Raw genomic sequence first — 22,313 nt, 5'->3', positions numbered from 1 at the left:
CGGTCAGCCGTCCCGCACGTCGGACGGGTCCGCGGCGGGTCCGGGCAGCGTGAAGACCTGTCCCGGATAGATCAGGTCCGGGTCGCGGATGAGATCGCGGTTCGCCTCGAAGATCTGGACGAAGCGGCGCCCCGCGCCGTCGCCGAAGTAGCGCTCGGAGATGCCCCAGAGCGTCGAGCCCGGCTGCACCGTCACCACGGTGGTGCCCCCGTCCGCCGCGCCGGAAGCCGGCGGGGCGACGCGCTGGAAGGGAGTCTCGATCCGCGAGGTGACCGCCCCCGTCTCGTCCAGCGCGTCGATCCGCAGCGTGTAGACGCCCTCGTCGACGTCCGGGAGGGGGGAGCGCCACGCCCCGCCCTCGCCGATCCGGGTGGACTGGACCGGGCGGTTGTCGAGATAGATGCGCAGGTCGGTGCGGGTGCCGCCCCGCCCCGCGAGCACGACGTCGCCGGCCGCGTCGTAGGAGATCGCGTCGAGGCCGAGCGCGGGCGCCGGACGTCCCGCCGGGTCACGGGCCACGTCGCCGGGGAACGCGCTGACGCCTTCGGCGTCGATCCGGAAGAGGCGTGGCGTGGTGGGGGCGGTGGTCGCGGCAGGCGTGCCGGGGAGCGTCGCGGCGTCCGGTCCGTCGTCGGGCGCGACCGGAGCCTGCGGCGGCGCGAGCGCGAGGGTCGGCGCGGACTCCGTCGACGGATCGAGCGCCTCGTGGGCTTCGGCGCCCGCGGCCACGGCGGCCGCGGTCGGCGCGACGATGATCGCATCCGATACGGCGGGCGCGGCGGCATCCAGCGTCTCGACGGTCAGGACGCGGGGCGCCTCGGTCGGGGCGAGTTCGGTGAAGGCCACGAAGTCGCCCCGCGCATCCACGGTCGCGCTGCCCACCTCCGCCCCGTCGACCCGCAGCACGATCTCGCTGCCGGCGGGGGCGCGCCCGGCCACGAGCGCGCCCCCGCCCGGCTCGATCCGCACGACGTCGACGGCCGGGGCGGCGGGGTCCGGCGGCGGCGGCGTGGGCGCCGGGTCCATCGTCTCGACCGCCTCCACGGCTTCCACGGTCGTCGCGGGAGTAACGTCGTCGGCGATGACCGCGGGGGGAGCGGCCGCGGGGGCGACGGCGGGGGCCGGGATGTCAGGAGCGGGCGCCGACGCCACGGCGTCACGACGGGGCGCCGGGTCGTCGTCCCGCGTCCAGAGGAACACGGCAAACGCGAGGGCCAACGCGACGGCGAGGCCCACGAGGGCGTAGGCCCTAGACTGGCCCGTGGCTCCGGTCATGTGGATCGTCCCCCGGTGGAATCCGTTCCAGCGGGGTAGCAGCGCCCGGGAGAGGCGTCAAAACGCATGGCTCCCGCCGCCACGGGGGCGACGGGGGCCGGGATCGTCTATTCGGCCCGGTTCAGGCGGCGTGGTCCATCTCGTCGAGCGTGTCGATCAGCACCCGCTCCAGTTCGGCGAGCGGGTGGTTCGTCAGCGTCTTGTCGATCTCCGCGACGACCTTGTCCGCGACCTCCTTGTGCATCTGCTCGCGCACGACGCCGAGCACCTGCGGCGAGGCCACGAGGACGAGGCGGTCGTAGATGCCCTTGTGGGCCATCCGGTAGAGCTTCTCGGCAAGGTCGGCGGCGAAGCGGTCCTTCTGCAGCTCGTGGAAGTCCGTCTCGTCGTAGGCGTAGGTCCGGGGACCGGTGCTCTCGGACTGGCGCCCGCGCCGGTTGGCGGTCTGCTCGCGGTCGGGCGGGTTGTCCTCGTAGTCCTTGTCCACGACCTCGAGATAGGGGTTCTCGTCGTCCGTGCGGTTCACGAGAAAGAGGGACTTCTCGCTGTCGGTGACGACGACGAGGGTGCCGTTGGTCAGCTTGGTCATGAGTTGTCGCTCCGCATCGTCTCGCTGCGCGCGGCGTGGTCGAGCGGCTGGTCGCTGCCCGAGGGGCCCTGCCCCGGCCCTTCGACCTCGCCGGAGGGCGCGACCACCTCGCCCGGCCCGTTGCCGTTGCGGTTGCCGCCCTTGTTCTCCTGCGACTTGCCGAGGCGGGTGACCCCGCGGGCGCCTTGGGTGTTGGCGCGGAGCATCGCGTCGCGGGTGCCCAGCTCGCGGGCGAGGTCGCCGCCGTTGCGGCCTTGGTGGCTGGGGGTGTCGGGCATGTCCTTGAGAAACTCCTCGGTCTCTCGCGTGCCGTCGTTGGATCGGATGCGCTCGGGCATGGAAGCCTCCGTGGTTGCAGGTCGTGCCCCCAACGCCCGGCCCCCGGAGGTGTTCCTGAAACGCGAACGGGCCCCCGCAGGGGCCCGCCGCCGCAAGGATGCCTTCCTCACATGCGCGAGGCGACGTTCTCCCAGTCCACGAGGTTCTCGAGGAAGTTCTTGAGGTAGGCGGGCCGCTTGTTGCGGAAGTCGATGTAGTAGGAATGCTCCCACACGTCGCAGCCGAGCAGCGCGGTCTGGCCGAAGCACAGCGGGTTCACGCCGTTCTCGGTCTTGGTCACCTTGAGCGAGCCGTCGCCGTCCTTCACCAGCCAGCACCAGCCCGAGCCGAACTGGCCCGCGCCGGCGGCTTGGAACTCGTCCTTGAACGCGTCGACGGAGCCGAACGAGTCGGTCAGCGCGCGTTCCAGCTCGGAGGGCATGGAGCGCCCGGTCGGCCCCATCATCTCCCAGAACTGGGTGTGGTTCCAATGCTGCGAGGCGTTGTTGAAGATGCCCGACTGGGCGACCGCGCCCTTGTCGTAGGTTCCCTTGACGATGTCCTCCAGAGAGGCGTTCGCCCACTCGGTCCCCTCGATCAGCTTGTTGCCGTTGTCGACGTAGGCCTTGTGGTGGATGTCGTGGTGATACTCGAGCGTCTCCTGCGACATGCCCGCATCCGAGAGGGCGTCGTGGGCGTAGGGCAGGTCCGGCAGTTCGAAGGCCATGGGGCGGCTCCTGTGGTTGGGTCCGCCTTCCCATGTCGCCCCCCTCCCCTTCGGGTCAAGGGCGAGCGGCACAAGCGCGGGTCACGCGGCCCACGTGACCTTGTCGCGGAACTCGCCGCGGTCGGGGAAGCGGTTCGCGTGGGCCGAGAGGAGGTCGCGCGCGGCGTCGCGGCGCCGGAGCGGGCGGCACAGCATGATCATCCGCTCCAGGGCGTCCGGGCGCGCGGGCGCGATCTCGGTCACCTTGGACAGGATCTCGAAGCTGTCCTCCAGCCGCTCCAGCTTGCGGGCCGCAGTCGACTCGAGGATGAGCACCTCCGGGCTCGCGTCGGCGAGATCGCGGTTGGCCTCGCAGGTGGCCAACGCCTCCTCGTAGTCCTCCAGCTTCAGCAGCATCCGCACGGAGGCGAGCAGCCCGTCCGCCGTCATCTCCTCCGCCGCGTCGCCGTCGACGTACTTCGTCAGCACCTCGGACATGATGCGCTGCACGATCTCGCCCGAGACGTGACGGTAGTCGTTGCGCGCCCACGCGACGGTCGGGTTCGACAGCGTGACGAACTCGTAGGAGGGGAAGTAGTCGACCCCCTCGAGGCCAAGCGTGAACTCGTCGAGCGCGGCGCGCTGCACCGACTTGGAGTAGGCGTTGGCGACCAGCACGTCCATGTCGCGGAACGTGGCCAGCAGCGGGACGGGCGAGACCGTGATGAGCATCTTCAGCGGCTTGCTGCGGTGCTTCGTCAGCAGCGCGTGCAGCTCGCGCAGCCCCTCCATCACGTCGGCGTAGGAGAGGACGCGGAACTCGAACCGCTCGGGCTCGGCCCGGATGGCCTGCATCGGCGGCGAGACGTTGAGGTAGAGACCGAGCTTCGTGTCGTACCACGTCTCGACGTAGCCCAGCGTCACGATCACCACGTCCGCCTCGGCGACCTGAGCCATCGCGTCGAGGTAGCGGTGGCGGAACGCCATGATCGTATCGACGTCGAAGTCGAGCCGCGCCATCCCCAGCTGCGCGTCCATGTAGCGGTCCTCGCCCATGCGGTAGAGGACGTCCGCGCCGGGGAACGTGTCGCGCTCCAGCGCCCAACGCAGCTCGTTCACGACCGAGTGGATGGAGTACTTGTTGTAGAAGTTGGCGGCGTCGCCGATGCTCTCGCCGATCTCGCCTAGGTCGAACTCTTGGCTAAGCACGCGCTTGCCCGCCGAGGCCAGCGCCTTCTCCACGTTGCGCGCGAAGCAGGAGCCGATGGCGAAGATCGTGTCGTCGGGGCCGATGGCGAAGGTCGGCGACGCGACCGGCGAGGCGAGGGGATAGAGGCGGTCGCCGTCCCGGTCCGGGGCCGGGTACCGCCGCTGCCCGTTGCCCTTGGCCCGCACGAAGGCGTCGGCCGCGCTGATCCGCTCGATATGTCCGTCGCTCATCGGTCGCTCTCCGGGGTCGGGATGCGGGCCGATTCAAGCCCGTCTTCGACGATCCATCAAGCGGGCGGATTCGGACAAGGAAATGTCCGAATGGGCATGTTATCGGGGCGGGACCCCCGAGAGGGCTCCCACCGTCTCCCGCCGAAGGCCAATCCATGACCGACCTCGCCCCGCCCGACCTGTCGAAGCCGCTGCGGATCGCGGAGGTCGAGGGCGGATACGTCGTGCCTCCCGCCAAGGGGCTGGGAAACCAGTCGGTTCAGAAGTCGGGCGTGCTGGACGCGGATGGGAGGCTCGTGCCGGAATCGGTGACGTGGCGCGGGCGCACGCAGGTCACCACCGCCCCGGCGCTGCCCGACGAGGCGGAGGCGCTGGAGGGCACGTGGCTCTTCCTTGGACCGCTCTTCGGGCATTTCGGGCATTTCCTGGTCGAGAGCATCGCGCGCATCTGGGCGCTCGATGCCGTGCGCGATCGGATCGCGGGGGCCCTCTACGTCCCGAAGTTCCAGAACCGGCCGCAATACGTGATGGACACCTACCGTCCGTTCCTGAGGGCGCTCGGCGTCGACGTGGAGGTGCGCAACGTCGAGGATCCGACGCGGGTCGAGCGCGTCCTCGTCCCCGAGCAGGGATTCGGCATGTTCCAGATGATCGAGGGCTCGCGCGAGTTCCGGGACTTCATCGGCAGGCATGCGGGCAAGGACGTGGAGCCGGCGGGCGACGAGCGCATCTACGTCAGCCGCTCGGCCCTGCCACCGCAGCGCGGCTCGGTGGTGGGCGAGGACGTCCTCGAAGCGCGGCTGCGGGCCGAGGGCTACACGGTCTATCATCCGCAGCAGCACGACCATCTCGAGCAGATCGCGGCCTACAAGGCGGCGAAGGACGTCATCGGGGTGGACTGCTCGCCGCTTCACCTCCTCGCGCTCGTGGGGAACGCGGAGCAGAACGTCGGCATCATCGCCCGCCGCGCGGGCGAGCTGGACAAGATCTTCGAGCGGCAGATCGCCGCCTTCACCGGAGCCAAGGCCACGGGCATCGACCACCTCCGGCGCAACTGGATCGAGGAGAGCGGGAACCGCCCCTCGCGCACCAGCCGGGGCGAGGTGGACTTCGCCGCGCTGGGACGCTCGCTTTCCGAGGCGGGGCTGATCTCGGACGGCGACTGGGACGACCTCACCCCCGAGGAGATCGAGGCCGACATCGCCCGCACCGCCGAGGCGGCGGGACAGGGATACAAGCCCTACGAGGGCTGACCCGTCAGGCCGGGGCCAGCGGCCCGCCCGCGACGGCGTTATCCAGAAGGTCGTGGACGTAGGTTCCGACCGAGCGGAAGCACACGATCCGCCAGCCCCCCTCCTCGCGCCAGAACGCGCCGGCCACCTGGGCGAGCCGGGAGCGGCGCATCTCGTCCTCCTCGACCGCCGCGAGGTCGGCCGGCGTGAGCTTGGCCAGCGCCTCGTCCGCCCACGGGCCGCGCAGGTCGAACACCGCCCGCGCGTCCGACACGTCGGCCACGGTCACGAACGCATCACCCGCCGCCTCGGTCATCCGCGCGGCGACGTCCCGCGCCTCATCCGCCGGGCAGAGCACCAGCGCCTCGTCCGGCGACATCCACGCCACCGCACGGCCGCCGCCCCGCCCGATCCGCCGCGGCTCCGGCACCGGCAGGCCGACCGCGCCGAGGACGCCGTCCAGCGCCGTGATCTCGCCCCGGAGGAGGACCATCCCCTGGTCCCCGACCCGCGCCACCGTCACCTCAGACATCCTGCCGCTCCCCCTCCGGGTCGTAGAAGACCGGGCTGACGACCCGCGCCTCGACCGGCTCCTTGCCGATCCGCGTCAGCTTCACCACCTCGCCCATCCGCTTCGGCCCGTGGCGGAGCAACCCCATGGCGATCCCCTTGCCCAAGGTCGGCGAATGGTAGGTCGACGTGACCCGCCCCTGCACGTTCCACTGCCCGTTGGCGTTGCGGCCCGCGTCGGGGATGTAGGCGCCGTCCTCGATGACCGAGCCGTCGAGCGTCTCGAGCCCCACCAGCTTCCAGCGATCCGGGTCCGACAGATGCGTCCTCTCCTGCCCCCGCTTCCCGAGGAAGTCGTCCTTCTTCTTCGAGATCGCCCAGTCGAGGCCGAGGTCCTGCGGCACGACCGTGCCGTCGGTCTCGTCCCCGATCATGATGAACCCCTTCTCGGCGCGCATCACGTGCAGGCATTCCGTCCCGTAGGCCGTGGCCCCGAGGTCCGCGCCCTCCCGGTGCAGCGCCTCCCACAGCTCCAGCCCCCGCGATGCGGGCACCGCCACCTCGTAGGACAGCTCGCCCGAGAAGGAGATGCGGAACACGCGCGCGGGGATGCCCGCGATCTCGCCCTCGGCCCACCGCATGAACGGCAGCGCCTCCTTCGAGACGTCCATCTCGCCCAGCCGCTCCAGCACGGTGCGGGCGTGGGGGCCGACCACGGCGATCTGCGCGAATTGCTCCGTCAGGTTCACCGCGTGGACCTTCCAGTCCCACCACTCGCATTGCAGCCAGTCCTCCATCCACCCGTGGATGCGGTCGGCGCCGCCGGTGGTCGTGTGGCAGAGGAAGGTCTGCTCGTCGATCCGCGCGGCCACGCCGTCGTCGATTAGGAAGCCGTTCTCGTCGCACATCAGCCCGTAGCGGCAGGCGCCCGGCTTCAGCGTCGACACCTTGTTCGTGTAGAGCATGTCGACGAACCGCTCCGCGTCCGGCCCGCGCACGAGGATCTTGCCCAGCGTCGACGCGTCCAGCAGCCCGAGCCCGTTCCGCGTCGCCAGCACCTCGCGGTGGACCGCCTGCTCCGGCGTCTCGCCGTCGCGGAGGTAGCAGTACGGGCGGCGCCACTGGCCCACGGGCTCCCAATGCGCGCCGTGCGCCTCGTGCCAGTCGTGCAGCGGCGTGCGGCGCAGCGGCTGGAACAGGTCGCCCCGCGCCTCCCCGGCCAGCGTTCCGATGGTCACGGGGGTCCACGGCGGGCGGAAGGTGGTGGTGCCGACCTGCGGGATCGGCTCGCCCAAGCTGTCCGCTAGGATCGCCAGACCGTTGATGTTGCTGAGCTTCCCTTGGTCGGTCGCCATGCCGAGCGTGGTGTAGCGCTTGGTGTGCTCGACGCTCTCGAACCCCTCCTGCGCGGCAAGGCGGACGTCCGACACCTTCACGTCGTTCTGGTAGTCGAGCCACGCCTTCGACCGCAGCTTGTGCGGCGCGCCGCGCGGCATCTGCCACACCGGCTCGAGGTCGAACGCCTCGTCCTCGGCCTGCGGCGCCTCGCCCTCCCCGCCCGCGGCGGCATGCGCGTCCCGCAGCGCCGCGCCGGTGGTCATCGCGCCCGACGCGGCCCCCGCGCAGGCCACGAAGCCCACGCCGTCGGCCCCGAGCGGCGGACGATCGAGGTCCGGCACGAACATCGCGCGGTCCGCGTCCCACGTGAGCTTGCCCCCGCAATGGGACCAGAGATGCACGACCGGCGACCAGCCGCCCGACATCGCCACGCAGTCGCACTTGATCTCCTGCAGGACCGCGCCCTCGCCGTCGATCAGGCAGATGGCCACGCCCGCCACCTTGTCCCGGCCCAGAACCTTGGCGATCCCGCGTCCCGCGTGAACCGCGACCCCCAGAGCCTTCACCTCCCTGACGACCGCGGAGTCGGGTGCTGGGCGCGCGTCGATGATCGCGGGCACCGACAGCCCCGCCCGCACCAGCACCTTGGCGGTGAGGTAGGCGTCGTCGTTGTTCGTCACGATCACGGTCCGGTCGCCCGGCGACACGCCCCAGAGATCGACGTAGTCCCGCACGGCCGAGGCCAGCATCACGCCCGGCACGTCGTTGCCCGCGAAGGACAGAGGCCGCTCAAGCGCGCCCGTGGCGGCGACGACCTTCTTCGTCCGGATGCGCCAAAGACGCTCCCGCGGTCCCGCCTTGTCCGCCCTGTGATCCGTCAGGCCCTCGTTCGCGAGCACGTAGCCGTGGTCGTAAACGCCCGCGACCTGGCACCGGAGGCGGAGAGTGACGGAGTCCATGCCCCCGAGCCGCGCGACCGCGTCCTCGACCCAAGCGTCGGGCGCCATCCCGTCGATCTCGCCGGCATCCGTGGGCGCCCGGCCGCCCCAGTGGGCCGACTGCTCCATGACGATCACGCGCTCGCCCCGCGCCCCCGCCGCCAGCGCGGCGGCGAGCCCGGCGATCCCGCCGCCCGCGACCAGCAGGTCGCAATGCGCGTAGGCCTGCTCGTACCGGTCGCCGTCCGCGCCCTCGGGCGCGGCGCCGAGGCCGGCGGCCTTGCGGATCACCGGCTCGAACAGGTGCTTCCACGCCACCCGGGGCGCGAGGAAGGTCTTGTAGTAGAAGCCGGCGGGGAAGAGCGGCGACACCCAGTCGTTCACCCGGCCCACGTCGAACCCGAGCGACGGCCACGCGTTCTGCGACCGCGCCTCCAGCCCGTCGTAGAGTTCCTGCACCGTGGCGCGGCGGTTCGGCTCGAACCGCGCGCCCGTGCCGATCCCCATCAGCGCGTTCGGCTCCTCCGGCCCGGCGGCGACGACCGAGCGGGGGCGGTGATACTTGAACGACCGTCCCATCACCTGCTGGCCCCGTCCGAGCAGCGCAGAGGCGAGCGTATCGCCCACGAAGCCGCGCATCGGCTTGCCGTCGAACGAGAACTCGACGCTGCGCGAGCGGTCGATGCGGCGTCCGCCGCGCGGAAGGCGGGCGGTCATCGGGACGCCTCCTCGATCTTCGACTGGATGTCGGCGGGCGGCGCCTCGGTCTGGGCGCCGTAGGTCCCGAGCACCTCCATCGTCGCGGTGTCGCGCGCGGCGAGGAACCACTTCCCGCAGCCCATCGCGTGGCGCCACCGTTCGAGATGGACGCCCTTCGGGTTGGCGCGGACGAACAGGTAGCCCTCGAACGCCTCGTCGGACGAGCCGGGGCCGAAGCGCTCCAGATGGGCCTCGCCGCCCGGGGCCAGCTCGGTCTCGCAGGCATCGACGCCGCAGACGGGGCACCGCAGGATCAGCATGGCGCGCCTCCCGTCGGGCGGTCAGCGCATGTCGATCCGGACCGTCGGCGCGGTGGTCCCGAACGCGCTCTCGCTGGCGAACACGCCGCCGAGGACGAGGAGCGCGAGGATCGCGCCGGCGGTGACGAAGTCGCGGGCCGTGCGGGGCCGACGGGGCTGATGGTCCATAGCGTAGACCCTTTTGAGACGGTCGTCCCTGACGAGATCTCAACTCGCATTCCCGCGCGGGGTTGCGAACTGCGGAATCCCGCAGGGCGTGCACCCGCCCTTGCACGGGCGGGCGCCCCGCGTCCGTCAGCCCATGGAAGCCATGAGGACCACGACCGGGGAGCCAGGCCCGCCGACGCCGAGGTCGGCAGCATGGATCCCCCCGAGGAGGAGGACGGAGAGGACGGCGCCGAGGCCGAGGCCGAGCGCGTAGGTCGGAAGATGATCGTGACGGGACATGACGGTCTCCTGTTCGGGTTGCTTGCCCCCGACCTGCGGCCTGCCGCCGCACCCGTCCAGCCGCCTCGCGGCCCCGTGTCCCCCCGTGACCGGCCCCGTGCCGTCCCCGTGATCATCGCTCGCGCCCCCGTGTTGCGACGCCCCGTTCCTGTCACCATCAGTGCGCCACCCCCGCGGCGACCGACTCGTCGATGAAGCGCCCCTCCCGGAACCGCTCCATCCCGAACGCCTCCGTCAGGGGCGAATGCCCCTTGGCCATCAGCTCCGCCATGCCCCAGCCCGAGCCGGGGATCGCCTTGAACCCGCCGGTCCCCCAGCCGCAGTTCACGAACACGCCGTCGACCGGGGTCTTGGACAGGATGGGCGAGCGGTCGCCCGTCACGTCCACGATCCCACCCCACTGCCGCAGCATCTTGAGGCGGGAAATCATCGGGAACGTCTCGACCAAGGCGCGCAGCGTCTCCTCGATGTGCTGGAAGCTGCCCCTCTGGGTGTAGCCGTTGTAGCCGTCCGTGCCGCCACCGATCACCATCTCGCCCTTGTCGGACTGGCTCATGTAGCCGTGCACGGTGTTCGCCATCACGACGACGTCCATGCAGGGCTTGATCGGCTCGGACACGAGCGCCTGCAGCGGCACCGACTCCAGCGGCAGCCGGAAGCCCGCCTGCTCGGCCAGCACGGACGAATGCCCCGCGACCACGATCCCGAGCCTGTCGCAGCCGATCGCCCCCTGCGTGGTATCGACGCCCACGACCTTGCCGCCCTCGGTCCGGACCCCCGTGACCTCGCACTTCTGCACGATGTCCATGCCCATCTCGGTGCAGGCCCGCGCGTAGCCCCACGCCACCGCGTCGTGCCGCGCCGTGCCGCCGCGCGCCTGCCACAGCGCGCCCAGCACCGGATAGCGCGGCCCGTGGATGTTCATGATCGGACAGAGTTCCTTGACCCGTTCCGGCCCGATCCACTCGGTCCGTACGCCCTGCAGGGCGTTCGCATGCGCCGTCCGCTGGTAGCCGCGCACCTCGTGATGGGTCTGCGCCAGCATCATCACGCCGCGCGGCGAGAACATGACGTTGTAGTTCAGGTCCTGCGACAGCGTCTCGTAGAGGCTCCGCGCCTTCTCGTAGATCGCCGCCGACGGGTCCTGGAGGTAGTTCGAGCGGATGATCGTCGTGTTCCGGCCCGTGTTGCCCCCGCCGAGCCACCCCTTCTCGACGATCGCGACGTTCGTGATGCCGAAATTCTTGCCGAGGTAGTAGGCCGTCGCCAGACCATGCCCGCCCGCGCCCACGATTACCACGTCGTAGCGGTCCTTCGGCGGACGCTTCGCCCACGCCCGGCCCCAGCCCGTGTGCTCGCGCAGCGCCTCGCGCGCGATGGCGAAGGCGGAATAGCGGCGTGTCATCGGCGGTCCCTCCTGCGCCCGCCCTTGCCATGGGTGCCCAGCCCCGGACGGCGCGGTTGCGACGCTTCGCGCGCCGCTCACGTCCGCGCAAGGGGGGGTGTCGAATCCGCGCGCCCCGTGCCTATGTGCCGCGCATGATCTGGATCGCCGCCGCCGCGCTGGTCGCCGTCGTGGTGGCCGCCTTCGTCCCCGCCGCCCTGCGCGCCGCGCGCGTCGACGCCACGCCGGAGGCGGACGTGTACCGCGCGCAGCTGCGCGAGCTCGAACGCGACCGAGACCGCGGCACCGTCGCGCCCGAGGACTACGACGCCGCCCGCGCCGAGATCGCCCGGCGGCTGCTCGCGGTGGCGCCCGACGAGACTCCCGCCACCCGTGGCCCCGGGCGGGTCGCGATCGCGCTCGCCGCAGCCGTGGTCGCTGCGGTGGGGCTGGGCACCTATGCCCGGATCGGGGCACCCGGCTACGCCGACCTCCCCCTTGCCGCGCGGATCGACGCCGTCGAGGCCGCCCGGGCCGCCCGCCCCCGGCAGGCGGAGGCGGAGGCGGGCGTCCAAGACCGCATCGACGCCGGGGCCGAGACGGCCCCCTTGGTCGAGCAGCTGAAGGACGTGCTCCGCGCCCGCCCCGACGACGAGCGCGGGCACGAGCTGCTCGCCCGTCACGCCGCCGCCATCGGCGACTTCGAGGCCGCGTGGCGCGCGCAGGACCGCCTCCTCGCCATCCGCGACGGGGGATCGGCGCAGGACTTCGCCACCTTGGCCGAGATGATGATCCTCGCGGCGGGCGGCTACGTCTCGCCCGAGGCCGAGCGCGCCTTGGTCGAGGCGGGGCGCCTCGACCGCTCGAACGGGCTCGCGCGCTACTATGCGGGGCTGATGTACGCGCAGCAGGGGCGCCCGGACCTCGCGTGGCCCATCTGGCGCCGCCTCCTCGCCGAGAGCCCGCCCGGCGCCCCGTGGTCCGAGCCGATCCGCCTCCAGATCGAGGACGTCTCCGCGCGCGCGGGCGATCCGACCCCCTTGTCGGAACTGGTCGTCGGCGTCGGACCCACCGACGCGCAGATCGCCGACGCCGCCGGGATGTCGCCCGAGGCGCGGATGGAGATGATCGCGGGGATGGTGGACGGGCTGGCCTCGCGCCTCGCGACCGATGGCGGCCCGCCCTCGGACTGGGCGCGGCTCATCACGGCGTTCGGCGTCCTCGGGCGCTCCGACGCGGCGGCATCGGTCTATGCCGAGGCGCGCGGCGTCTTCGGCGACGACCCGGCCGCCTTGGACGCGCTGGCGCGCGCGGCGGAGACGGCGGGGCTGGCCCCGTGACCGACGTCCACGCCGACTTCGCGGCCTTCGCCGCCGCCCTGCCCGCCTTCGGCGCCCTCGCCGGGCTCGACGTGGGCGACAAGACCGTGGGCGTCGCGGTCTCCGACGGGATGCGCACCGTCGCGACGCCCCTCCAGACGGTGCGCCGCAGGAAGTTCACGCTCGACGCCGAGGCGATCGAGGCGATGCTCGCCGACCGCGCCGTCTGCGGCGTGGTCATCGGGCTGCCGCTCAACATGGACGGCAGCGACGGCCCCCGCGTGCAGTCCACCCGCGCGTTCGCCCGCAACCTCGCGCGCCGGGGCGGCCCGCCGATCGGGTTCTGGGACGAGCGCCTGTCGACGGTGGCCGCCGAGCGCGCGCTCTTGGAGGCGGATACGTCGCGCAAGCGTCGCGCGGAGGTCATCGATTCCGTGGCGGCCGGCTACATCCTGCAGGGCGCGCTCGACCGGCTGAGGAACATATGACCGTCTGGACCCGCGACGAGATCGACAGCCCCTGCATCCGCGTGTGCGTCGTGCACCCGGCGTCGCGCCTGTGCACCGGCTGCCTGCGGACCATGGACGAGATCGCGGCATGGACCCGGATGACGCCCGACGCGCGGCGCGCGGTGATGGCCCAGCTGCCGGGCCGCGGCGCCGCGCACAAGGTCCGGCGCGGGGGGCGGGCCGCCCGGCTAGAGCAGCGCGCGGCGCAGCATGTTGAGGGCGACCAGGAGTAGGAAGACGGCGAAGGCCTTCTTCAACGGCCCGGGATCCATCGCGTGGGCCAGCTTGGCCCCCAGCGGCGCGGTCAGGACCGTCATCGCCACGATGATCCCGAAGGCGGGCAGGTTCACGAGGCCCACGGTCCCCGGCGGTCGCCCGTCCCCCGCCGGCAGGAGCAGGAACATCACCACCGACGGAACGGCGATCAGCAGGCCGAACCCCGCCGCCGTCGCCACGGCGCGGTGTATCGGCATCCCGTGCAGCGTCATCAGCGGCACGCCGAAGCTGCCGCCTCCGATGCCCATCAGGACCGACAGGAACCCGACCGACGGGGCGTAGGCCTGCCGCCGGAGGCCCGTCGGCATCTCGTCCGCGACGCGCCACGTGGCCTTGGAGACCAGCATGTAGAGCGCGACCGTCAGCGCCAGCCCCGCGAAGATGGCCGTCAGCACGTCCGAGCGCAGCCGCGTCGCCACGAGCGCGCCGACGAGGGCGCCCGCCGCGATCCCCGGCGCGAAGCCGCGCAGCACGTCGCGGTCGACCGCGCCCCGCTTCGCGTGCGCGGCGACCGAGCGCCACGACGTCACGACGATCGTCGCCAGCGAGGTCGCCACGCAGACCTGCATGATCGACGGCCCGTCATACCCGAGGGCCGCGAAGACGTAGTAGAACGCGGGCACCAGCACGATGCCGCCGCCCACGCCGAGCAGCCCCGCGAGGACGCCCGCGAAGGCCCCCACCGCCAGCATGAAGCCGACGAGCGGGACGAGCGACCCCCAGTCGAGGCTCATGCCGCCGCCCGCGTGACGTGGGCCAGCGCGGCCTCCAGCACGCCGATGCCCGCGTCCGGGTCCGTCGCCCGCTCGGACAGGTAGCGCCGCCACGCCCGCGCGCCGGGCCGCCCGGCGAAGAGGCCCAGCATGTGCCGCGTCACTTGGTGGAGGCGACCGCCGCCGGCTAGGTGCTGCTCGATGTGGGGGATCATCGCCACCGCCGCGTCCTCCGGGGCCGCGCAGGGGTTCGCGGCCCCGTGCATCCGCCGGTCGGCGTCCAGCAGCACGGCCGCCGGGTCGTGATAGGCCGCCCGCCCCACCATCGCGCCGTCGAGCCCCCGCTCCACCTCGGCCGCCGCGGCGTCGAGCGTGGCGAGGCCGCCGTTTATCGAGACGTGGAGGTCCGGGAAGGCCGCCTTCATCTCGTGGACGAGGCCGTAGTCGAGCGGCGGGATGTCGCGGTTCTCCTTCGGGCTGAGCCCGTCGAGCCAAGCCTTGCGCGCGTGGATCGTCACCCTCTCGACCCCGACGGCGCGCACGGCCTCCAGCAGCGTGGGAAGCGCCTCGCGCGGCTCCTGCTCGTCCACGCCGATCCGGCACTTCACCGTGACCGGCACGTCCACGGCCTCGCGCATCGCCGCGCAGAGGCGGGCGACGTGCGCGGGCTCGCGCATGAGGACGGCGCCGAAGCGTCCCGACTGCACCCGGTCGGAGGGACAGCCGACGTTGAGGTTGACCTCGTCGTAGCCCCGCTCGGCCCCCATCCGCGCCGCCACCGCGAGATCCTCCGCCTCCGAGCCGCCAAGTTGCAGGGCGACCGGGTGCTCGACGGCGTCGAACGCGAGCAGGTGCACCGCGCCGCCCCGCGCCAAGGCGGCGGCCGCCACCATCTCCGTGTAGAGCAAGGTGGTGAGCGACACGCACCGGTGGAACGCGCGGCAGTGGCGGTCCGTCCAGTCCATCATGGGGGCTACGGACAGGCGGGCGGACCGCGTCAAGTCGAGGGGCGGCACGTCGGTCACGCCGGCCTCACGCGCGTCGCGGGTGCATCGATCGGAGAATGAGTGCGGGGCATGGGCGCGGCGGGGGGTCTCGGGCGGTGTCCTGAAGGTCCGCCATGTAGTCCGGAACGGCGGGCGACGGAAGCGGCCCCGTCCCGCTCGAAGACGATGCGCGCCGCTCGCGCCTCCGCTCTGGCGGGCGGGCCGCCGCGCGGCCATGATGGCGGCATGGACGGCATCCCCGCGACCTCCTCGGACGGCCTGCTGCTCGACGCGCTGCTCGACGCGGCCGTGGACGCCATCGTCGTGTCCGACGCGAAGGGTCGGATCCTGCGGGTGAACGCGGCGGCGGCGCGCCTCTTCCGCCGCCCCGAGGCCGAGATGGTCGGGGCCGACCTCGGGCTGCTCATGGACGAGGACATGGCCGCCCGGCACGGCGGCTTCATGGATCATCACCTGACCACCGGGGAGAGGCGTATCATTGGGATCGGGCGCGACCTCACAGGGCGACGGGGCGACGGGACGACGTTCCCGCTGCACCTGTCCGTGGGCCGCGCGGAGGCGGGCGACGAGACGATCTTCGTCGGCATCCTCCACGACCAGACCCGCCGCCGGGAGGCCGAGGCCGCGCTGACCCGCGCCCAGCGCATGGACGCGATCGGCCAGATGACCGGGGGCATCGCGCACGACTTCAACAACCTGCTGACGATCATCGTGGGCAACCTCGAGCTGCTCGAGATGGGCGGCCCCGCGCCGCGCGACCGCGAGCTGATCGCCGATGCCCTGCAGGCGGCCGAGATGGGGGCGGACCTCACCTCGCGCCTCCTCCTGTTCTCCCGCAAGGGCGAGCTGCGGCCGGAGGCGCTCGACCTCGGGGCGGCCATCGACGACGCGATGCGGATGCTGCGGCGGACGCTGTCCGCCCGCGTGCGGATCGAGCGGGTCGAGGGCGACGCCCCGTGGCCGGTCCGCCTCGATCCGACGCAGTTGCAGACGGCGATCATCAACCTCGCCCTCAACGCGCAGGACGCGATGCCGGACGGAGGGCGGCTGCGGTTCGAGACGGAGAACGTGGTCGTGGACGACGACTACCTCGCGCAGGACGTCGACATCGCGCCCGGGCGCTACGTGCGCCTGTCGGTTATGGACGACGGCGTCGGCATGTCCGCCGAGCAGCGCGCCCGCGCGCTGGAGCCGTTCTTCACGACGAAGCCGCCCGGCAAGGGCACCGGTCTCGGCCTGTCAATGGTCTACGGCTACGTGCGCCAGTCAGGGGGCCACGTCGCGATCTACTCCGAGCCGGGGCGGGGCACCAACGTCGCGCTCTACTTCCCGGTCACGGGGGGCGGCGCGGCGGCGGAGGAGGACGCCCCGCGGCGGACGGACGCGGTCGGACGGGGCGAGGTGGCGCTCGTGGTCGAGGACGACCCGTCGGTGCGCAGGCTCTCGGAAGGGCGCGTCGCCGCGCTCGGCTTCGCCGTGATCGGGGCCGGCGACGCGCAGGAGGCGTGGGAGGTGCTGGAGGCGCGGGACGACGTCGCGCTGGTGTTCTCGGACCTCGTCATGCCGGGCGCGATGACCGGCGAGGACCTCGCGCGACGCATCCGCGACGAACGGCCCGGCGTGGCGGTCCTCCTGACCTCGGGTTTCTCGGGCGGGATGGCGAACCTCGAGGGCGTGGACGGGCACCCCCGGCTCCTGCGCAAGCCCTACCGGCAGGCCGACCTCGCGGACGCGATCCGAGAGGTGCTGGCCCGGCGCTAGCGCTCCGGGCGGGCGGGACGCTCCGTGAGCATGTAGCCCACCCCGCGCACGGTACGGATCAGCTGCGGATCGGCGGGATCGCGCTCGATCTTCTTGCGCAGTCGCGCGACCTGGTTGTCGATGGCGCGGTCGAGGGGCGACCAGCCCGCCCCCTGCGTCAGGTCCATCAGACGGTCGCGCGACAGGGCCCGCAGCGGGTTCTCGGCGAAGGCGCGGAGCAGGCGGACGTCCGCGGTGGTCACCTCGCAGGGCGTCCCGTCACGCGCCGTCACCTCCATCCTGTCGAGATCGAGGCGGAGCCCGTCGAGGTGCAGCACGTCCCCTCCCGTCGGCGTGGCGCCAGGCGCGGGGGAGGCGTTGCGCCGCAGCACCGTCTTCACCCGCGCCAGCACCTCCCGCACGTGGAACGGCTTCGCGATGTAGTCGTCCGCGCCGAGCTCCAGCCCCACCACCCGGTCGATCACGTCGCCCTTGCCGGTGATCATGATGATCGGAACCGCGCTCTCGGCCCGCACCGCGCGCGCCACGTCCAGCCCGTCCGTGTCGCCGAGGTCGAGATCCAGCGTCACGAGGTCGGCGCCCCGCTCGCGCAGGAGCCGGAGCGCCGCGCCCCCGTCGCCCGCCTCCAGCACGGAGGCCCCCTCGGTCTCCAAGGTGCGCCGGAGGAGCGTCCGGATCTTCGGATCGTCGTCGATGACGAGGATCGTGCTGGTGTTGAGCGGCATCGGACCCCTTCCCTCGCGCTCGCGCTTACCGCGACCGCGCGGGACGGTCGAGGGAGCGCGGGCTTCGCCTTCCCGGCCATGCACCGTGTCCCGCGCGTGGCGAGTGACGCCTCCGCTGCCGAGGCCGCCACCCGCGGTGCCGTTGACATGGCTCAAGTACGGGGCGCCCGCCCCCGGCTACGTCATCACTAGCCACGCATGGAGGACATAGCTTGCCCCGCACCGCATACGCCGCGCCCGCCGCGCTTCTCGGAACCCTCGCCGCCTGCGTCGCCGGCTCGGAGCAGAGCGCGTCCCAGGCGGGCGCGCGGCTCTTCGCGGACAACTGCGCGGGGTGCCACGGGACGGACGCGCGCGGTCGTGGCGACGCGCCGGACCTGACGCGCCTCGCCGCGGGGGCGGGCGGCACGTTCCCCACGGTGGACGTGCTGAACCAGATCCACGGGGGCGGCGGACGGATGCCCGCCTTCGACGGGCTCGATGCGGGCGACACCGTCGTTGTCGAGATCGAGGAGGGGGTCGGCACGCCGGTGCCCGCCGACCTGCTGGCGCTCTGGACCTATCTCGAGGCCGTGCAACGCCGGTGAGGATCGCGCCGGCCTCGGTGCGCGGCTTGACGCGGGTCAAGGACGGCCGCCGTCCCGCGCCATAGCTGGAGCCATGGACATCGACACGCTCACCCGACGCGCGCTTTCGGCCCGCGCCCCCCGCTACACCTCCTACCCCCCCGCGACGCAGTTCACGGACGCGGTGCAGGCGCCCGACGCGGCCTGCTGGCTGGCCGGGATACGCGAAGGCGCGCGGGTGTCCCTCTACGTCCACATCCCCTTCTGTCGCCGCCTGTGCCACTTCTGCGCGTGCCGCACCCAAGGCACGACCACGGGCGCGCCGCTCGCCGCCTACGTCGAGGACCTCGAGCGCGAGATGGACCTCGTGGCGGCGGCCCTGCCGCCGGGCGTGCGGATCGGGCACCTGCACCTCGGAGGGGGGACGCCGACGATCCTGCCGCCGGACCTGCTGCGGCGGGTCTTCGCGGCCGTCGACGCCCGGTGGCCCCGCGCCGAGCATGCCGAGATCTCCGCCGAGCTCGACCCGACGGAGATCGACGAGGCCCGGCTCGACGCGCTCGCGGGCGCGGGGCTGACGCGGGCGAGCCTCGGCGTCCAAGACTTCGCGCCCTTGGTGCAGGCCGCCATCGGGCGCGCGCAGTCGTACGAGCAGACCCGCGCCGCCGTGGTCGGGCTGCGCGCGCGGGGGGTGGCCGGGATCAACTTCGACCTCCTCTACGGGCTCCCGCTCCAGACGCAGGCGTCCCTCCGCCGGACGCTGCTCCGGATGGCCCGGCTGTCCCCCGACCGGATCGCCCTCTACGGCTATGCCCACGTCCCGTGGGTCGCGCGCCGCCAGCGCCTCATCCGAGAGGCCGACCTTCCCATCCCCGCGGAAAGGCTGGTCCTCCAGCGGATGGCCTCGCGCTGGCTCCGGACGCAGGGATGGCGCGCGGTGGGGATCGACCACTTCGCCAAGCCGGACGACGCGATGGCGCGCACGGCGGAAGACGGGGCGCTGCGCCGCAACTTCCAAGGCTACACCTGCGACCCGGAGGAGGTGCTGATCGGGATCGGCGCCTCGTCCGTGTCGCGCCTGCCGGGCGGCTACACGCAGAACGCGGCGCATACGGGCCAGTGGGCCGCGCGCGTGCGCGGGGGCCTCCTCCCGACCGTGCGCGGCCACGCGTTCCGCGGCGAGGACGCCCTGCGGGGCGCGCTGATCGAGCGCCTTCTCTGCGACTTCGCGCTGGACCCCGCCCGGAGCGCCGACCCCGTGCGGGCCCGCGCCCTGATCGCGCCGCTGCGGGCGGCGTGGGCCGAGGCGCTGGAGCCCGATGCGCCCGAGGGCGGCCTCCGGCTGCGGCGGGGGTTCGGCCACCTCGCCCGGCTGATGGCCCAGGACCTCGATGCCTACGCCACCCCGGAGGGGCGCCACAGCGCCGCCGTTTGACCCCGATCAAAGCGTCCGGGCCGCTCCGCTGGCACCCGGATCGCGGAGACCGACCGGAAGGACCGCCGATGACCGACATCCTGAAGCTCGTGGCGCTCGCCCTCGTGGCGATCTTCGCCGCCATCGCCGCGAACTGGGCGCGGGACGCCGCATACATGATCCACGCGCTCCTGATCATGGGGATCGCCGGGGGGCTCTTCCTGTGGCAGCTGCGCACGATGCCCGTTCCGGGCGACCCCGTCCCCGCCCCCGCCGCCCCCAGCGGCTACATGGACGGCCCGATCCGTGCGGGCGTCATCGCCACCGCCTTCTGGGGCCTCGCCGGCTTCGTCGTGGGCACCTACATCGCCTTCCAGCTGGCCTTCCCCGCCCTGAACTTCGAATGGGGCCAGCCCTTCACCAACTTCGGGCGCCTGCGCCCCCTGCACACCAGCGCGGTGATCTTCGCCTTCGGCGGCAACGCCCTGATCGCCACGTCCTTCTACATCGTGCAGCGCACCACCGGCGCGCGCCTCTGGGGGGGCAACGCCGCGTGGTACGTGTTCTGGGGCTACAACCTCTTCATCGTGATCGCGGCCACGGGCTACCTGCTCGGGGTCACGCAGTCGAAGGAGTACGCCGAGCCCGAATGGTATGCCGACATCTGGCTGACGATCGTCTGGGTGACCTACCTCGCGGTGTTCCTCGGCACGCTCCTGAACCGGCGCGAGAAGCACATCTACGTCGCCAACTGGTTCCTCCTGGCCTTCATCGTCACGGTCGCGATGCTGCACGTCGTCAACAACCTCGCCGTCCCCGTCTCCCTCTTCGGATCCCGCTCCGTCCACGTCTTCGCGGGCGTGCAGGACGCGATGGTCCAATGGTGGTACGGCCACAACGCCGTGGGGTTCTTCCTCACCGCCGGCTTCCTTGGGATGATGTATTACTTCGTCCCGAAGCAGGCGGGGCGCCCGGTTTACAGCTATAAGCTGAGTATCATCCACTTCTGGGCGCTCATTTTTCTCTACATCTGGGCGGGCCCGCACCACCTGCACTACACCGCGCTCCCCGACTGGGCCGCGACGCTGGGCATGGTGTTCTCGGTGATCCTCTGGATGCCGTCGTGGGGCGGCATGATCAACGGCCTGATGACGCTGCAAGGCGCGTGGGACAAGATCCGCACCGACCCGATCATCCGGATGTTCGTGGCCTCGCTCGCCTTCTACGGCATGTCGACCTTCGAGGGCCCGATGATGTCGATCCGCGCGGTGAACTCCCTGTCGCACTACACCGACTGGACCATCGGTCACGTCCATTCCGGGGCGCTCGGCTGGAACGGCCTCATCACCTTCGGCTGCCTCTACTTCCTGACCCCGAAGCTCTGGGGCCGCGCGCAGATGCACTCCGTGCCGGCGATCAACCTCCACTTCTGGCTCGCGACGGTGGGGATCGTCCTCTACGCGGCGTCCATGTGGGTCACGGGGATCATGGAAGGTCTCATGTGGCGCGAGGTCGACGCCAACGGCTTCCTCGTCAACTCCTTCGCCGACACCGTCGACGCCAAGTTCCCGATGTATGTGGTCCGCGCCGTGGGCGGCGTCCTCTACGCGGCGGGCGCGGTGGTGATGGCGTGGAACATGTGGATGACGATCCGCGCCCCCGAGGCCCGCCCCGTCACCGTCGCCATCCCCGCGGAGTGAACCCGATGACCAAGAACCCGCAAGCCCCGGGCTACGACCCCGCCGACGACCCCAAGGTCGTCACCGCCACCGAGGCCGCCGCCACCGGCGACATCCCCAACGAGCTGCCCCCCGAGACCCGGACCATCACGTTCCACCAGCGGCTCGAGCGGAACGCGACCCTCCTGCTGGTGGCCTCGCTCGCGGTGGTCACCGTCGGCGGCGCAGTCGAGATCGCGCCCCTCTTCTGGCTCGAGAATACGATCGAGGAGGTGGAGGGCATGCGCCCCTACTCGCCGCTCGAGCTCGCGGGGCGCGACATCTACATCCGGGAGGGCTGCCACGTCTGCCACTCCCAGATGATCCGCCCGATGCGGGACGAGGTCGAGCGCTACGGCCACTACAGCCTCGCGGCCGAATCCATGTACGACCACCCCTTCCAATGGGGCTCGAAGCGGACGGGCCCCGACCTCGCGCGGGTCGGCGGGCGATACTCCGACGAATGGCACGTCGACCACCTCGTCGATCCCCAGTCCGTCGTCCCCGAGAGCGTGATGCCGCCCTACGCCTTCCTCGCGGACGCGAGGGTCGACCCCAACCACGTCGCCGACCTCGTGGCGACCCACGCCTTCGTCGGCGTGCCCTACACCGACGAGATGATCGACGTGGCCGCCGCCGACGTGCGGGCGCAGGTCGACCCGTGGGGCGAGGGCGTCGAGGACCTGCTCGCCCGCTACCCCGGCGCGCAGGTCCGGGACTTCGACGGACGGGGATCCGTCGTCACCGAGATGGATGCCCTCATCGCCTATCTCCAGATGCTCGGCACGCTCGTCGACTTCTCCACCTTCACCCCCGACGCCAGCCGCTGAGGAGACGCCCATGGACACCTATTCCTTCCTTCGCGAACTCGCCGACAGCTGGGTCCTCCTGATGCTCTTCGCGTTCTTCGTCGGCGCGGCGGCGTGGGCATTCCGGCCGGGCGCGCGCGGGATGCACGACGAGGCCGCGCGCGTCCCCTTCCGCCACGACGACCCCGACGGGGAGGCGTGAGATGACGGAGCGCACCTCCCCCCGTCCGCCGGCCGCCGCGACGCGCCCGCCCCCGCCGCGGCCGGGCTGCGCGAACGCCTGCCCCGGCTGCGCCTGCC

The 22,313-nt window shown here is 72.2% G+C and carries 24 protein-coding genes; 10 read left to right on the top strand and 14 right to left on the bottom strand.

Features of this window, described 5'->3' with window-relative positions:
* Positions 1 to 3: 3 nt before the first annotated feature.
* The 5 genes from JQC91_RS09185 to JQC91_RS09165 form a co-directional block, all read right to left on the bottom strand.
* Positions 4 to 1,275: a LysM peptidoglycan-binding domain-containing protein gene (locus tag JQC91_RS09185; RefSeq protein ID WP_203286543.1), complete on the bottom strand. Its 1,272-nt coding sequence runs from the start codon at positions 1,273 to 1,275 to the stop codon at positions 4 to 6.
* A 121-nt stretch (positions 1,276 to 1,396) separates the two neighbouring features.
* Positions 1,397 to 1,864 carry a host attachment family protein gene (locus JQC91_RS09180; RefSeq protein WP_203286542.1) on the bottom strand — a complete coding sequence of 156 codons (468 nt, stop codon included), beginning with the start codon at positions 1,862 to 1,864 and terminating at the stop codon, positions 1,397 to 1,399.
* Positions 1,861 to 2,202: a hypothetical protein gene (locus tag JQC91_RS09175; RefSeq protein ID WP_203286541.1), complete on the bottom strand. Its 342-nt coding sequence runs from the start codon at positions 2,200 to 2,202 to the stop codon at positions 1,861 to 1,863. The genes JQC91_RS09180 and JQC91_RS09175 overlap by 4 nt, the downstream gene beginning before the upstream one ends.
* Before the next feature lie 107 nt (positions 2,203 to 2,309).
* Positions 2,310 to 2,909, bottom strand: a complete 600-nt coding sequence (locus JQC91_RS09170; RefSeq protein ID WP_203286540.1) for a superoxide dismutase — start codon at positions 2,907 to 2,909, stop codon at positions 2,310 to 2,312.
* 81 nt (positions 2,910 to 2,990) lie between these two features.
* Positions 2,991 to 4,328 carry a GSCFA domain-containing protein gene (locus JQC91_RS09165; RefSeq protein WP_203286539.1) on the bottom strand — a complete coding sequence of 446 codons (1,338 nt, stop codon included), beginning with the start codon at positions 4,326 to 4,328 and terminating at the stop codon, positions 2,991 to 2,993.
* Between the two features lie 155 nt (positions 4,329 to 4,483).
* Between JQC91_RS09165 and JQC91_RS09160 the strand changes: the two genes are divergently transcribed.
* Complete coding sequence (locus JQC91_RS09160; RefSeq protein ID WP_203286538.1) at positions 4,484 to 5,581, top strand: glycosyltransferase 61 family protein; 1,098 nt, start codon at positions 4,484 to 4,486, stop codon at positions 5,579 to 5,581.
* A 4-nt stretch (positions 5,582 to 5,585) separates the two neighbouring features.
* Here JQC91_RS09160 and JQC91_RS09155 read toward each other — a convergent pair whose 3' ends face one another.
* The 6 genes from JQC91_RS09155 to JQC91_RS09130 all read right to left on the bottom strand — a co-directional run bounded on the left by JQC91_RS09155 (position 5,586) and on the right by JQC91_RS09130 (position 11,217).
* The gene (locus JQC91_RS09155) at positions 5,586 to 6,092 is read right to left on the bottom strand and encodes a sarcosine oxidase subunit gamma family protein (RefSeq protein WP_203286537.1); all 507 of its coding nucleotides are present in this window, start codon (positions 6,090 to 6,092) and stop codon (positions 5,586 to 5,588) included.
* On the bottom strand, positions 6,085 to 9,063 hold the full coding sequence (locus JQC91_RS09150; RefSeq protein WP_203286536.1) for a sarcosine oxidase subunit alpha family protein: 2,979 nt from the start codon (positions 9,061 to 9,063) through the stop codon (positions 6,085 to 6,087). Before JQC91_RS09150 ends, JQC91_RS09155 begins: the two co-directional genes overlap by 8 nt.
* On the bottom strand, positions 9,060 to 9,365 hold the full coding sequence (locus JQC91_RS09145) for a sarcosine oxidase subunit delta (RefSeq protein WP_203286535.1): 306 nt from the start codon (positions 9,363 to 9,365) through the stop codon (positions 9,060 to 9,062). Before JQC91_RS09145 ends, JQC91_RS09150 begins: the two co-directional genes overlap by 4 nt.
* Before the next feature lie 21 nt (positions 9,366 to 9,386).
* Complete coding sequence (locus JQC91_RS09140; protein ID WP_203286534.1) at positions 9,387 to 9,533, bottom strand: hypothetical protein; 147 nt, start codon at positions 9,531 to 9,533, stop codon at positions 9,387 to 9,389.
* Between the two features lie 126 nt (positions 9,534 to 9,659).
* The gene (locus JQC91_RS09135) at positions 9,660 to 9,812 is read right to left on the bottom strand and encodes a hypothetical protein (protein ID WP_203286533.1); all 153 of its coding nucleotides are present in this window, start codon (positions 9,810 to 9,812) and stop codon (positions 9,660 to 9,662) included.
* Between the two features lie 157 nt (positions 9,813 to 9,969).
* On the bottom strand, positions 9,970 to 11,217 hold the full coding sequence (locus tag JQC91_RS09130) for a sarcosine oxidase subunit beta family protein (protein WP_203286532.1): 1,248 nt from the start codon (positions 11,215 to 11,217) through the stop codon (positions 9,970 to 9,972).
* A gap of 134 nt (positions 11,218 to 11,351) precedes the next feature.
* Between JQC91_RS09130 and ccmI the strand changes: the two genes are divergently transcribed.
* Genes ccmI through JQC91_RS09115 form a run of 3 tightly spaced genes read left to right on the top strand, consistent with a single transcriptional unit; the run spans position 11,352 to position 13,257 of the window.
* A complete protein-coding gene (ccmI, locus tag JQC91_RS09125) occupies positions 11,352 to 12,536 on the top strand; it encodes a c-type cytochrome biogenesis protein CcmI (RefSeq protein WP_203286531.1) in 1,185 nt (394 codons plus the stop codon).
* Positions 12,533 to 13,003: a Holliday junction resolvase RuvX gene (gene ruvX, locus JQC91_RS09120; protein WP_203286530.1), complete on the top strand. Its 471-nt coding sequence runs from the start codon at positions 12,533 to 12,535 to the stop codon at positions 13,001 to 13,003. The genes ccmI and ruvX overlap by 4 nt, the downstream gene beginning before the upstream one ends.
* Entirely contained in the window at positions 13,000 to 13,257 is a 258-nt protein-coding gene (locus JQC91_RS09115; RefSeq protein ID WP_203286529.1) for a DUF1289 domain-containing protein, read from the top strand. The genes ruvX and JQC91_RS09115 overlap by 4 nt, the downstream gene beginning before the upstream one ends.
* Here the strand turns inward: JQC91_RS09115 and JQC91_RS09110 are convergent.
* Positions 13,213 to 14,034, bottom strand: coding sequence for a sulfite exporter TauE/SafE family protein (locus tag JQC91_RS09110; protein ID WP_203286528.1), 822 nt, complete (start codon positions 14,032 to 14,034; stop codon positions 13,213 to 13,215). The two genes, JQC91_RS09115 and JQC91_RS09110, sit on opposite strands and share 45 nt — an antisense overlap.
* The gene (gene dusA, locus JQC91_RS09105; protein ID WP_343069978.1) at positions 14,031 to 15,029 is read right to left on the bottom strand and encodes a tRNA dihydrouridine(20/20a) synthase DusA; all 999 of its coding nucleotides are present in this window, start codon (positions 15,027 to 15,029) and stop codon (positions 14,031 to 14,033) included. The genes JQC91_RS09110 and dusA overlap by 4 nt, the downstream gene beginning before the upstream one ends.
* A 216-nt stretch (positions 15,030 to 15,245) precedes the next feature.
* Between dusA and JQC91_RS09100 the strand changes: the two genes are divergently transcribed.
* Positions 15,246 to 16,781, top strand: a complete 1,536-nt coding sequence (locus tag JQC91_RS09100) for an ATP-binding protein (RefSeq protein ID WP_203286526.1) — start codon at positions 15,246 to 15,248, stop codon at positions 16,779 to 16,781.
* On the opposite strand, the gene JQC91_RS09095 is transcribed toward JQC91_RS09100, so the two are convergent.
* The gene (locus JQC91_RS09095) at positions 16,778 to 17,506 is read right to left on the bottom strand and encodes a response regulator (RefSeq protein WP_203286525.1); all 729 of its coding nucleotides are present in this window, start codon (positions 17,504 to 17,506) and stop codon (positions 16,778 to 16,780) included. The genes JQC91_RS09100 and JQC91_RS09095 overlap by 4 nt on opposite strands.
* Before the next feature lie 212 nt (positions 17,507 to 17,718).
* On the opposite strand from JQC91_RS09095, the gene JQC91_RS09090 reads away from it, so the two are divergent.
* From JQC91_RS09090 to JQC91_RS09070, 5 genes are all read left to right on the top strand, one after another.
* Positions 17,719 to 18,093 (top strand): cytochrome c, encoded by a 375-nt coding sequence (locus tag JQC91_RS09090; protein WP_203286524.1) that lies wholly within the window; start codon positions 17,719 to 17,721, stop codon positions 18,091 to 18,093.
* Positions 18,094 to 18,166: 73 nt separating this feature from the next.
* Positions 18,167 to 19,507, top strand: coding sequence for an oxygen-independent coproporphyrinogen III oxidase (gene hemN, locus JQC91_RS09085; RefSeq protein ID WP_203286523.1), 1,341 nt, complete (start codon positions 18,167 to 18,169; stop codon positions 19,505 to 19,507).
* Positions 19,508 to 19,575: 68 nt separating this feature from the next.
* Positions 19,576 to 21,186: a cytochrome-c oxidase, cbb3-type subunit I gene (ccoN, locus tag JQC91_RS09080; protein WP_203286522.1), complete on the top strand. Its 1,611-nt coding sequence runs from the start codon at positions 19,576 to 19,578 to the stop codon at positions 21,184 to 21,186.
* A gap of 5 nt (positions 21,187 to 21,191) precedes the next feature.
* Positions 21,192 to 22,034, top strand: a complete 843-nt coding sequence (gene ccoO, locus JQC91_RS09075) for a cytochrome-c oxidase, cbb3-type subunit II (protein WP_203286521.1) — start codon at positions 21,192 to 21,194, stop codon at positions 22,032 to 22,034.
* A 10-nt stretch (positions 22,035 to 22,044) separates the two neighbouring features.
* Positions 22,045 to 22,215, top strand: coding sequence for a cbb3-type cytochrome c oxidase subunit 3 (locus tag JQC91_RS09070; protein WP_203286520.1), 171 nt, complete (start codon positions 22,045 to 22,047; stop codon positions 22,213 to 22,215).
* Positions 22,216 to 22,313: the final 98 nt, after the last annotated feature.

The organism is Jannaschia sp. Os4, assembly GCF_016820245.1.
GTDB lineage: Bacteria > Pseudomonadota > Alphaproteobacteria > Rhodobacterales > Rhodobacteraceae > Jannaschia.
Note: the sequence above shows the minus strand (reverse complement) of the source record. Positions and strands in the feature narration are given on the sequence as shown.